Origin of the sequence: Gillisia sp. JM1 (assembly GCF_000424645.1) — a bacterium.
Lineage (GTDB): Bacteria > Bacteroidota > Bacteroidia > Flavobacteriales > Flavobacteriaceae > Gillisia.
In genome coordinates, this window is record NZ_KE384218.1 from 2,016,831 (window position 1) to 2,029,107 (window position 12,277).

The 12,277-nt window shown below is 35.5% G+C and carries 14 protein-coding genes; 12 read left to right on the forward strand and 2 right to left on the reverse strand.

The features are described 5' to 3' along the window. The first annotated feature begins 45 nt into the window (after positions 1–45). The 9 genes from H033_RS0112430 to H033_RS0112470 all read left to right on the forward strand — a co-directional run bounded on the left by H033_RS0112430 (position 46) and on the right by H033_RS0112470 (position 7,337). Positions 46–1,170, forward strand: coding sequence for an NAD(P)/FAD-dependent oxidoreductase (locus tag H033_RS0112430; protein WP_026838600.1), 1,125 nt, complete (start codon positions 46–48; stop codon positions 1,168–1,170). Continuing rightward, positions 1,167–1,880: a methyltransferase domain-containing protein gene (locus H033_RS0112435; RefSeq protein WP_026838601.1), complete on the forward strand. Its 714-nt coding sequence runs from the start codon at positions 1,167–1,169 to the stop codon at positions 1,878–1,880. Before H033_RS0112430 ends, H033_RS0112435 begins: the two co-directional genes overlap by 4 nt. 6 nt (positions 1,881–1,886) lie before the next feature. Beyond that, entirely contained in the window at positions 1,887–2,939 is a 1,053-nt protein-coding gene (locus tag H033_RS0112440) for a type III polyketide synthase (RefSeq protein WP_026838602.1), read from the forward strand. Then, positions 2,933–3,727, forward strand: coding sequence for an enoyl-ACP reductase (locus H033_RS0112445; RefSeq protein WP_026838603.1), 795 nt, complete (start codon positions 2,933–2,935; stop codon positions 3,725–3,727). The genes H033_RS0112440 and H033_RS0112445 overlap by 7 nt, the downstream gene beginning before the upstream one ends. 49 nt (positions 3,728–3,776) lie before the next feature. Further along, positions 3,777–4,232, forward strand: coding sequence for a 3-hydroxyacyl-ACP dehydratase FabZ family protein (locus H033_RS0112450; protein WP_026838604.1), 456 nt, complete (start codon positions 3,777–3,779; stop codon positions 4,230–4,232). A 74-nt stretch (positions 4,233–4,306) separates the two neighbouring features. Next, the gene (locus tag H033_RS0112455) at positions 4,307–5,575 is read left to right on the forward strand and encodes a beta-ketoacyl-[acyl-carrier-protein] synthase family protein (protein WP_026838605.1); all 1,269 of its coding nucleotides are present in this window, start codon (positions 4,307–4,309) and stop codon (positions 5,573–5,575) included. A gap of 131 nt (positions 5,576–5,706) precedes the next feature. After that, positions 5,707–5,958, forward strand: a complete 252-nt coding sequence (locus H033_RS0112460) for an acyl carrier protein (protein WP_026838606.1) — start codon at positions 5,707–5,709, stop codon at positions 5,956–5,958. Next, positions 5,955–6,530 carry a 4'-phosphopantetheinyl transferase superfamily protein gene (locus H033_RS0112465; protein ID WP_026838607.1) on the forward strand — a complete coding sequence of 192 codons (576 nt, stop codon included), beginning with the start codon at positions 5,955–5,957 and terminating at the stop codon, positions 6,528–6,530. Before H033_RS0112460 ends, H033_RS0112465 begins: the two co-directional genes overlap by 4 nt. Positions 6,531–6,614: 84 nt before the next feature. Further along, complete coding sequence (locus H033_RS0112470) at positions 6,615–7,337, forward strand: hypothetical protein (protein WP_026838608.1); 723 nt, start codon at positions 6,615–6,617, stop codon at positions 7,335–7,337. 186 nt (positions 7,338–7,523) lie between these two features. Here H033_RS0112470 and H033_RS20205 read toward each other — a convergent pair whose 3' ends face one another. Next, entirely contained in the window at positions 7,524–7,928 is a 405-nt protein-coding gene (locus tag H033_RS20205; RefSeq protein WP_231367612.1) for a hypothetical protein, read from the reverse strand. Between the two features lie 288 nt (positions 7,929–8,216). Here H033_RS20205 and H033_RS0112480 point away from each other — a divergent pair, with 288 nt between their 5' ends. The 3 genes from H033_RS0112480 to H033_RS0112490 all read left to right on the forward strand — a co-directional run bounded on the left by H033_RS0112480 (position 8,217) and on the right by H033_RS0112490 (position 11,893). After that, the gene (locus H033_RS0112480) at positions 8,217–10,202 is read left to right on the forward strand and encodes an aconitate hydratase (protein WP_026838609.1); all 1,986 of its coding nucleotides are present in this window, start codon (positions 8,217–8,219) and stop codon (positions 10,200–10,202) included. A 124-nt stretch (positions 10,203–10,326) separates the two neighbouring features. Next, positions 10,327–10,953, forward strand: a complete 627-nt coding sequence (locus H033_RS0112485) for an NADPH-dependent F420 reductase (RefSeq protein ID WP_026838610.1) — start codon at positions 10,327–10,329, stop codon at positions 10,951–10,953. Between the two features lie 73 nt (positions 10,954–11,026). Then, a complete protein-coding gene (locus tag H033_RS0112490; protein ID WP_026838611.1) occupies positions 11,027–11,893 on the forward strand; it encodes a formate/nitrite transporter family protein in 867 nt (288 codons plus the stop codon). A gap of 71 nt (positions 11,894–11,964) precedes the next feature. Here the strand turns inward: H033_RS0112490 and H033_RS0112495 are convergent, their stop codons facing one another. After that, complete coding sequence (locus H033_RS0112495) at positions 11,965–12,264, reverse strand: HPF/RaiA family ribosome-associated protein (protein ID WP_026838612.1); 300 nt, start codon at positions 12,262–12,264, stop codon at positions 11,965–11,967. Positions 12,265–12,277 lie beyond the last annotated feature (13 nt).

The window sequence follows — 12,277 nt, forward strand, 5'->3', positions numbered from 1 at the left end:
GGTAAACCCCGGGATTTTTTTATTTCATTTTACTATCTTCAACAAGTGAAAAAGAAACCTATTGGAATTATTGGGGGAGGTTTGTCCGGTCTTGTTGCCGCGATCCATCTATCTAAAAATAATTTACCTGTTACGGTATTTGAGAAAGATACTTATCCTAACCACAAGGTTTGTGGGGAATATGTGTCACTAGAAATTGTTCCTTATTTAAAACAACTTGATATCCATTTATCAGATCTTAAGCCTGCATCAATAGATGAGTTACAGTTTAGTGATGCCTCAGGAAAAATTGTAAATACCAAATTGCCTTTAGGAGGTTTAGGAATTTCCCGGTATGCCTTAGATGAGTTTCTTTATCAAAAAGCAATTGCATCTGGAGTGAACTTTATCCACGAATTAGTTACTGATGTAAATTATAATGACGATGAGTTTGAATTAACTACAAATCAGAAGGGATCTTTTCAATTTCGGGTAGTTTTAGGCGCTTATGGAAAGCGCTCTTTATTGGATAAAAAATTAGATCGTCAATTTATAGAACAAAAGTCTGGCTGGTTGGCTATTAAAGGACATTATAAAAAGGATGATTTTCCAGATAATCTTGTAATGCTTCATAATTTTAAAGGTGGTTATTGTGGATTATCTAAAACTGAAACCGGAGCAATCAATGTATGTTATTTAGCTTCTTACAATAGTTTCAAAAAACATAAAGATCCAATCAGCTTTAAAAATAAGGTTTTAATAGAGAATCCCCACTTAAGGGACTTCTTTCAGGATGCAACCCCTTTATTTGAAAAGGATTTGAGTATCGCACAGATCTCTTTTGAAAAGAAATCGAGTATACAGGATCATATATTAATGTTGGGAGATGCAGCTGGGCTTATCCATCCCTTATCCGGTAATGGTATGGCTATGGCAATTCATAGCGCTAAGATAGCTTCAGGAACAATTCTCAATTATTATAAAGACGATTGTTACTCTAGGGAAGCTATGGAAAAAGAATATCAGAAAAAATGGAAAGAACAGTTTAGCTCGAGATTACAAATGGGCCAAATTTTGCAAAGAATTTTATTAAATCGAAATCTTTCAAACTTCGTTCAAAGAATTATAAGTAGCTTTCCCTTTTTACTACCAAAAATTATTTCAAGAACCCACGGAAAACCAATAGTATGATTTCTATAAATACTTCAAAACGCAGTGAAGAAGCCGAGATCATGGACGATTTCGAATTAAAGGGAGCCGAATTAGAACAAACTCTGAGCGATCTTGAAAATATAAATAAATGGTTGGGCGGTAATAAGATTACTTTGGATGGAATTCAGAAGCTATTAAAAGATACTCCTGAGAAAAGAACAATTAGAATTGCAGATGTTGGGTGTGGCAGTGGCGCTGTGCTTCGAGAAATTGCGAATTGGGGGAGAAATCAAAAAATAGATCTGGAACTTGTTGGGATAGACGCGAATCCATACGCTATTGAAATTGCTCAACAACGATCTGATTATTATCCAGAAATAAAATTTGAAACATTAAATATTTTTAGTGAAGACTACAAAAAACAAGAATATGACATTGTTCTATGTACCTTGACGCTGCATCATTTTAAAAATGAAGAGATCTTGGAATTACTAAACATCTTTAAGGAACAGTCCCAATTAGGTGTAATTATTAATGATCTTCAGCGAAGTAAAATCGCTTACGTTTTGTTTCAAGCTTTTTGTAAAGTTTTCATTAATAATGAAATTGCAAGAAAAGATGGACTAACCTCTATTCTTCGTGGTTTCAAAAAGAATGATCTAAAAAATTTAGCCACCAAAATTCCGGCACAAGAACATTCCATTAAATGGAAATGGGCTTTCCGATACCGCTGGATCTTAAAAAAATAACCCCCTATGAGTGTAAGAATTATTAGTGTTCAAAAAGAACTCCCAAAATATTTTAGAGAAACTTCAGATATTATTCCGTTGGTGGAAGAATGGTTAGGTGAAAAGGAGGAACGGTTTAAAAGAAAGATCACTAAAATATTTGAAGGTGCCGGGGTAGATAAGCGATATTCCATAATGGCTCCCGAGGAAGTCTTTACAGCGACTTCTTTTGAAGAAAAAAATAATATCTATGTTCGGGAAGTAAAGAAATTAGGGAAGGATGTATTAAAATCTGCATTAGAAGAGAACAACTGGCAACCCGAATCTTTAGATTTTATTATCACCGTTAGTTGCACTGGGATTATGATCCCTTCTTTAGATGCCTATCTTATAAATGAATTACAACTGAATCAAAATATCACCCGACTCCCTGTAACCGAAATGGGTTGTGCTGCCGGGATTTCAGGAATGATCTACGCTCATAAATTTTTACAGGCCAATCCAGGAAAAAGAGCAGCCATAGTTGCTGTAGAAAGCCCGACAGCTACTTTTCAGTTGGGAGACTTCAGTATGGCAAATATGGTAAGTGCTGCTATTTTTGGAGATGGTGCAGCCTGTGTATTGCTTTCTTCTGAAGAGGATGCCGTGGGGCCTAAGATTATTGGAGAAGAGATGTATCACTTTTTTGATGCTACTCATTTAATGGGATTCCATTTAGCCAATTCTGGATTGCAAATGATTTTGGATGAAAGTGTTCCCGAAACAATTTCTAATCATTTTCCAGATATTATTTATCCTTTTTTAGAAAAGAATGGTAGTTCTATAGAAAAAGTGGAGCATCTTATTTTTCATCCAGGTGGGAGAAAGATAGTACAAACAGTGTCTGATCTTTTTGGTACCTTAGGGAAGAATATAGACGATACCCGGGAAGTACTTCGCCTCTACGGTAATATGAGTAGTGTTACCGTGCTTTATGTTTTGGAAAGATTCCTCAAAAAGGATATTCCAAAAGGAGAGCAGGGTTTACTTTTAAGTTTTGGCCCCGGGTTTTCGGCACAACGAATTTTAATAGAATGGTAGCAGAATTTAAAGATCTTAATTACTGGGCTTTGGTCCTAGGAGGCAGCAGCGGACTTGGACTTGCAACTGCCCGAAAACTGGCCAAACATGGCATGAATATTATAATTATCCATAGGGATAGGAAGTCGGAGATCCCTGATATTGAAGAAGCTTTTGAGGCTATCAGAAATTCTGGTGTTCAGTTAGAAAGTTTTAATGTAGATGCGTTACAAAAGGAAAAAAGGGCAGATCTTATAAAGGAAATTACAAGTACTTTAGGAGAGAAAGGCAAAATAAGAACTTTGGTACATAGCATTGCCAAAGGGAATTTAAAGCCGATGAGTGGCGAAGGTCCTTTTTTAGAAAATATAGATTTCCAGATCACCATAGATGCGATGGCCTTGAGTTTATACGACTGGACTGAAGCTGTGTACCAAGCAGGATTATTTGCAAAAGATGGCCGAGTTGTTTCTTTTACAAGTGAAGGAAATAAGAAAGCTTGGGAAAACTATGCGGCTGTATCTGCAGCAAAAGTAGTTTTAGAATCTATAACGAGAAGCATGGCTTTGGAATTTGCAAGATATGGAATTAGGGCAAACTGTATTCAGGCAGGAGTTACTGTTACCAGATCTTTTCAAATGATTCCGGGAAATGAAACTTTAAGAATGCATGCATTAAAACGAAATCCTTTTAAGCGTTTAACTGTTCCAAACGATGTTGCCAATGTTGTCTATCTTTTAAGTAAAGATGAAGCTAGTTGGATTACAGGAACTATAATTCCTGTAAATGGAGGCGAACATCTTAAATAATTTCCAAAAGTGGCTATCTACCTAATTAACCCAAATTCCGATCTTTCAGGTGAATTTTGATTCTATAATTTCTGCACTTCCGTATACAAAACCCTTTCTCTTTGTAGATGACATTTTACAGTTAGATGGACAAGGCTGTACCGGAACTTATCGATTTCCTGAGGATTCCTATTTTTACAAAGGACATTTTAAAGATCATCCTGTAACACCCGGAGTGATCTTAACTGAATGTATGGCACAGATTGGGGTGGTATGTTTAGGAATCTTTCTTCTGAATGATTTAGATAAAGAAAAAAAAATAGCAACAGAAGACATTCAAATTGGGCTGAGTTCTACTCAGATAGATTTCTTTTTACCAATTTATCCGGGAGAACAAGTGAAAGTGATCTCTAAAAAGGAATATTTTAGATTCAATAAACTTAAATGTGCGGTAGAAATGTTCAATAATAAAAATGAATTAGTTTGCCGAGGAACGATCGCGGGAATGATGAAGGCTTCAATTTAAGATTCTAGAAACAAGATTAAAGAATAAAGACAAATGATATAGGATAATTTCGCCAAAATTCAGGATATTTAAAAATGAAAAAAAGAGTTGTAATTACAGGATTAGGAATTTGTGCTCCCAATGGGACGAGCATCCCTGAATTCGAAAAGGCCCTTCGAACAGGTAAAAGCGGAGTCACTTTTCATCCACAACTTAAAGAGCTTAATTTTAGTTGCCAGATAGGAGGGAAGCCTTCTATTTCTGAAGAAAAACTAGCAGAATATTTTACTCCTTTACAACTGCGTGGATTGAACAGCAGCGGAATTGTTTATGGAGTTGTATCAGGAACCGATGCATTTAAAGATGCCGGGCTTGAGATCGCAGAAGATGCTTCTCCAGATTGGGACACAGGAATCATTTTTGGTACCGGAATCTTAGGAGTAGATAAATTTAGAGAAGCCATTCATTTAATAGATGCAGGAAAAACGAGGCGTTTAGGCAGCACTAGCGTGATCCAAACCATGGCCAGCGGCATAAGTGCTTATTTGGGAGGTATTCTAGGCTGTGGGAATCAGGTAACTACTAATTCATCTGCATGTACAACCGGAACAGAAGCACTTTTAATGGGCTATGAGCGTATTAAAGCCGGAAAAGCCAAGAGAATGTTAGTTGGGAGTTGTGGTGACAATGGGCCATATGTATGGGGCGGTTTTGATGCGATGCGAATTCTTCCTGGAAATTATAATGATAATCCTGAAGAAGCATCCAGACCTATGAGTGCTAATGCCACAGGTTTTGTTCCCGGAAGTGGAGCAGGGGCACTAATCCTAGAAGATCTAGAGTCGGCATTGGAACGAGGAGTGAAAATTTATGCAGAAGTATTGGGAGGAGAAGTGAATAGTGGCGGACAGCGGGGAGAGGGAAGTATGACCGCAGCCAATAACGAAGCTGTGCAGCGTTGCATCACAGGCGCTTTAATAAATTCAAGCATATCAGCTGCAGAAATAGATTCTATAAATGGGCATTTAACCGCCACAAGTAAGGATTCTGTAGAAATTGAAAATTGGGTAAAAGCATTGAATCTGGAGAATGATTTTCCTTATATAAATTCTTTAAAGGGGATGACGGGGCATTGCTTAAGTGCTTCGGGAAGTATGGAGTGTGTAGCAAGTGTGTTGCAATTAGACAAAGGTTTTATCTTTCCAAATATTAATTGTGAAGAAATACATCCTGAGATACTAGATCTAATTTCTGAAGGGCGTATTCCAAGAAAAACTATTGAAAAGCCAATCAACATTCTAGCAAAAGCGAGTTTTGGTTTTGGCGATGTGAATGCGGTGGTGATATTTAAGAAATATAATTAAGTTTGCTAATTCTGGTTTCAAAATTAAGTTTTCAGGTAACTCTTTTGTAATTTTTAGTTTTTCTGATCTCAAAAATCACTAAAAAGAGTATTTTTAATTAGTCACATACAATTCATTATTATATTAGCTTCATGACAGATAAAACAATTTTAGAAAAAATAAAAGCGATCGTTACTCCTTATGTTCAAAGAAAAGAAGGTCTGGAAGATTTTAGTGATAGCACCGACTTTATATCAGATCTCAAAATAAATTCAGCCAATCTGGTAGATGTAATCCTTGATGTAGAAGACGAGTTTAATATAGAAATAGACAATACTTCTATGGAAGGGATGCTTACTGCCGGAGATGCAAAGAGAATCATCTTAACTAAATTGGAGAATTGATTGGCAATGATATTATAGATCTTGAAATTCCAATCTCTCCAAATTGGAAGAGTTCCCGGTATTTGAATAAATTATTTTCCTCAGCAGAGCAATCGGTAATTTTTAACTCGGAAAAACCTGAAATCTCGCTTCAATTATTCTGGTCTTTGAAAGAAGCAACATATAAAGCACATCAGCGCCAGTTTAATTTACCCAGAAAGTACAATCCACTTGATTTTCAGTGTGAAATCATTGCAGAAGAGAAACATAATTTTCAAGGAATTGTAAAAATCAATAGTCAGAGTTATTTCACACTTTCAAGAATCACAGCAGCTAATATTCACAGTATAGCTACTTTAGATAAAAATATGCCAATTTCTTTCAAAATTTTTCAAGATGAAAATGTTCTAAAAGAGAAATTATTTACGGAATATTCTTTACTATTAAAAGAGCCGAAATCCAATTTAAGGATTCAAAAAAATAAACAAAACATCCCCCAGTTGTTCAGTAGGAATCTTAATACCAGTCAGGTATTTTCTCTCTCGCATCACGGAAGATTTAGTGCCTTTGCAATCACGTTAATGAACTCCTAAATGCTCGTTAAACAATACTAAAGGGGATGGTTTTAGTTGCAGTCCTTTTGTAACTTTAAATATAATTTAAAACCAAAATATCTTATGAAGAAAGTAGATAAAATGGAAGTATTACACAGCCAAACAGCCGAATTTATTGCAAAAGGAGAGAACGGAAAATTTTTAAAATTGATTCCCGATACTTTTATAATTAAAGGAAGCGAACAAGAAAACGGATTTAATCAAGGATATGCTATTAGGCATATTAATAGAAAAGACATCCTTTTAATAGATGTTGTAGAAAAAGAAACCCTTAAAGCTGTTAAGCAACTTGTAACAGATGGCTATACTATAAAAGGAATTATTCTTAGTAATTCTTCGGTTTATAAAAATGCATATTCAGACCTTAAAACAATTTCTAAAGACGCTGGAGGTGCACCCATCTTTGCCCACCCAAGAAATTCGATTAAGGACGATTATAGTTTAAAGGACATTACTGCCAAGCAGGAGATAACCAAACATTTCGGATTAAAAATCTATGACTTGCCTGGTGATGGAGGCGGATCTATTTTGATCTATTCTGATATTAACGACGGAATGTTATTTACAGGCGAAGATGCCATAGGATCTATTTACACTATTGAAGATAACACTTTTTCAAGACCAACTATGGAAAGTAAAAATTCTGAATTTGGACTAGCCGAAAGTTGGGGAGTCTTTGAAAAATCCTTTAGTTATCTTTTTCCATTGCATGGAAAACCAGGCTTTAATTTAGAAGATGGACAACAAACAGACATCTTAAATAAACTTAGCAGAATTCAGTCGTAAGCTGAAAAACAAAATCATAATAGGACTATTCCCTAAATAATTTCGCATTAATCACAATTTTAATTTTCCTATTTTTTAAAAATTAAAGTTCCGGTGAATGTTTCTGAAAATTATTTCTCGAATAGTCTTTTTTATTTTCATGCTTGGTCCTTTATGCTTCTGTACTATTTTTCCCTAATTTTCACTTTATAGTTCCTCTGTGTTTTCCTTGGCTTCTTCTTCAGCCTCTTCTTCAGCTTTTTCTACCATAGGATGGTCTATTACAGCAAAACCAACAATTAATATTATATTAGAAATTGTTTCGTAGAGCATAGTTACTATAGCTACAAAACCTCCACCTAAGATTGCAGCCATTGCCAGACTTATATAATATATTATAGTAAACCAAGAGCTAGGAACTCCTTCACTTTCTGTAATGGGTAAATTCAACATTAAAAAGCTAATTACAGAGGCGATAATAAGAATTGTAACAAATTTCGCAATAGTTAATACGTGACTATAATGCACTTTAGTATGTCTAGAATTTGAAACTGTACTTAAGCTAATCAATGGTAACATGAGTGCCAGAATAGTAGAAGATCCTAAGATCACTGTATTTTAAAGCATATTAATTCCCGACAATGAAGTGGATTTCAATTCTTTAGCTAGATATCCTGAAATTTCCCCCCAAAATATAAGTTCCAATTCCCATAATAATTGCGGAAACAACACCTCCAGCAATAGCTCGTTTTACAATAATATTCATACCGTTCTAGGATTTAGTTGTTTTTATTTTATTTCTTAATTTTCTATTATTGAGCATATAAAGCTATAAGATATTGTTAAACAGAGAGCAAAATCCATCTAAAATTAATATTTTCAAGTGTAAATTTAAAAAATATGCAAAAACTAAATGTTACTCAAAAACTAATTAAATCGCATCTTTTAAAAGGTGAGATGACACCAGGAAAAGAAATTGGAATTAAAATAGATCAAGCCTTGCTGCAAGATGCAACAGGAACCTTAGTACAATTAGAGTTGGAAGCTATGAGCCTCAAAAAGGCAAAGACCGAAGTTGCGGTGCAATATGTAGATCACAACCTTTTACAAACAGATTTCAAAAATGCCGATGATCATTTATTCCTACTCTCTGCTGCGCAAAGATTTGGATTGTGGTATAGCAGGCCGGGAAATGGGGTGAGTCATCCTGTGCACATGGAACGTTTTGGAAAACCAGGGAAAACCTTGGTAGGATCAGACAGTCACAGTTGTGCTGCGGGATCTTTAGGAATGTTGGCAATAGGTACGGGAGGTTTAGATGTTGCAGCAGCTATTGCTGGGAAACCTTATTTTGTAAAGATGCCTAAAGTTTGGGGCGTAAAACTATCTGGAAAATTACCAGACTGGGTAAGTGCCAAAGATGTGATCTTAGAAATGTTACGTAGGCACGATGTGAAAGGTGGCGTTGGAAAAATAGTAGAATACTACGGAGAAGGCTTAAAATATTTGAGCGCTATGGATAGGCATGTAATTGCCAATATGGGAGCAGAGTTAGGAGCAACTACCACTGTATTCCCTAGTGATAATGAAACCAAACGATTTTTGAAGTCTCAAGATAGGGAAGAAGATTGGAGCGAACTTTTGGCGGATGAAGGTTGTGAATATGATCTTCACGAGGAAATAATATTGGATGATCTTGTACCTCTAATTGCTCTGCCAACGAGTCCGGGAAATGTAGTTCCTGTAAGTGAAGTGGCGGGGAAAAAAATTAGTCAAGTAGTACTAGGTTCTTCTGCAAATCCTGGCTTACGAGATTTTTGGATGGCTGGTGCAATTGTAAAAGATAAATCGGTGAACAATGATGTTTCTTTTGATGTAAATCCTACTTCAAGACAGACCATACAGAATATGATAGATAACAAAGCCTTTGGAAATCTTATTAAAGCAGGAGCTAGATTTCATCAATCTGGATGCATGGGCTGCATTGGAATGGGACAAGCCCCAGCATCAGGCACCATTAGCTTGAGAACGATGCCTAGAAATTTCCCTAGTAGATCTGGAACAGAAGACGATATGGTGCATTTATGTAGTCCAGAAACCGCAGCAGCTTCCGCATTAACTGGTGAGATCACAGATCCTCGAGATCTGGAAAAGTTATATAAAATGAGTTATCCAAAATATATTCAACCAGAAATGGAAATTATTAATAAAGAGATGTTGGTAGCTCCCTTGGAGGATGGGTCTCATATAGATCTTATAAAAGGTCCAAATATTAAAAGCTTGCCTCATATAGAAAAGTTGCAAGAAAATTATAACGTTCCCGTACTATTAAAAATGGGAGATAATGTCTCTACAGATGAAATCTTGAAAGCAGGAGCAGAGGTATTGCCTTTTAGAAGTAATTTACCAGAGATCAGTAAGTATTCATTTATCGTGATAGATGATACTTTTTATGATCGTGCGATGAAGGCCAAAAATGATCATGGGGGACATATAGTGGTGGCAAAAGAAAATTATGCCCAAGGATCTAGTCGGGAACATGCAGCCTTAGCCCCTAAATATTTAGGACAAGTAGCAGTTTTGGCTAAGAGCTATGCCAGGATCGCATGGCAAAATCTGGTAAACTTTGGTATACTACCTTTAGAATTTATAGACATAGCCGACTATGATAAAATAGAACAAGGAGACATGGTTTCCTTTAAAAATCTGCCAAGCAATGTTTCAGAAAGAAAACAAATTCCGGTTATCATCAAAAAGAAAAATGGCGAGTTTATAGAGATTCCTAGCAAACATAGCTTAAGTGATAGACAAATAAGCATTCTATTAAAAGGTGGAATTATCAATGAGTTTAAGGAGAAACTTGATGAAAAAGAATTAAATAAATAGCTTAATAAGCTCGGGCATACTGCACGGCATATGTCCCAATGGCTCGGAGGAAAATACTTTTATAAATTCGAGACAGAGCCTCAAGGAGGGATTAAAGAAATAACTAATCGAAAAAAGTAAAATCATGAAAATTGGAGTCATAGGAAGTGGAAAAATTGGTGGGAATCTTGGTAAGCATTGGGCCAAAGTAGGGCATGAAGTTTTGTTCAGCTCCAGACATCCGGAGGAATTAAATGATATTGTAAGAGAAGCTGGCGGAAATTCTAAAGCCGTAAGTATCGAAAAGGCATTTGAAGAAAATGCAGATGTGTATTTGTTGGCAGTTCCATACAAGGCCATAGATAGATTATCTGAATTATACGCTGGGGAATATGGTGGAAAAGTAATTATAGATGCCACCAATCCTTATCCAGAAAGAGATGGAGAAATGGCCCAGGAAGTAAAAGACTCTAATAGAAATGCATCTGAATATACTGCTATGAAATTTAATACTGCTAAGACTTCAAAAGCATTTAATACTATCCATGCAGATCATTTAAAGAATAGAGCCTTTAAAGAAACCGATAAACTGGCAGTACCTTATGCCGCACAAGATCAGGAAAGCAAAGAGATTACCAGGAAATTAATTGAAGATATTGGTTTCGATGCAGTGTATGTAGGAGATCTAACTAAAACAAAGATCATGGATCCAGATCAAAAAATTTACGGGAAATCTTTGAACAGACAGGAATTAGAAAAGTTGATACCTTAGTGATACTATTAAAACACCAATTACTTAAGAGGATCGCTTAAGAAATGTAGGAGTAAACATTTTTTAACCATATATGAAAGAAGAAAAAGAAATCGAAGGAGAAGATCAGAAGCAAGAAAATATAGATTCTGAATTAAAAGAACACGAGGATTCTGGAGATGAGAATAAGCCAAGTGAACATGGAGAGATTCTAAATAATCAGTTGGAAGAAGGGAAAGCTGTTTTTGGTAGCAGTCCCAGTTTTATAGCATTATCGTCTTTTACGGCCGGATTGGAGATTGGTTTCAGTTTTCTATTAATGTGTTCTGTCTACACATTTTTTGATGGAAAAATTGCCGAAGATAGTATTTTCAAATTAATGACTTTTGTATATCCTGCAGGATTCATATTGGTTATTTTAGGAAGATCTTTACTTTTTACAGAGCAAACCTCCTTGTTGAGCTTACCGGTTTTAAATAAAAAACAATCAATATCTAATTTATTGAAACTTTGGGGCTTAGTGATATTTGGAAATCTTGCAGGAGGTTGGGTAATGTCTGCTCTATTAATTTGGATTGGTCCTGCTTTAGGTATTTTTGACCTACTAGCGGTCGAAAAAATTGCCAGTCACATTACTTCATTTTCACCTCAAGTAATATTGGTTAGTGCAGTATTGGCGGGTTGGTTAATGGGCTTGCTTTCATGGATGCTATCTTCGGCGCAAGAAACTGTAAGTAGAATACTATTAATCATTATGATTACTGGAATTATGGCCTTTACGAGTTTACATCACAGTATTGTTGGAAATGTTGAAGTTTTTGCTGGGCTATTAAGTTCACCAAAAATTACAATTTCAGATTATTTGGTATTTGAAAGTGTCGCATTATTAGGAAATGCCATTGGTGGCGTTGTGTTTGTAGCTTTATTAAAATATCGTGCCTTTGTATATAGTGTAGAATAAATTAAAAAGTTAAAGCTAAAAAAAGGTCTGAAATAATTAAACTTCAGACCTTTTAAATATTCTCTAAGGAATTAATGAGTATTCATTTGTGCCTTGCGCTTAGAAAGTTGTCTATCTAGATCGCTTACCGTTTCAGCCATAGCAGCTTCGAATGATGTTTCATTAGATTCGGCAAAAACCTGTGGTCCGGGAACACTTAATTTTATGTTGCAAATAAATCCTTTAGGATCCATTCCGTCTTGTTTCTTAAAGAATACATCTGCACGGATTATCCAATCATATTTAATTTCTAATTTATCTAGTTTTTTCTGAGTTAATTCTTCTAAACGCTCACTTTTAGTAAGTTGAACAAATTGAAATATAGCTTCCATATGTTATTTATTA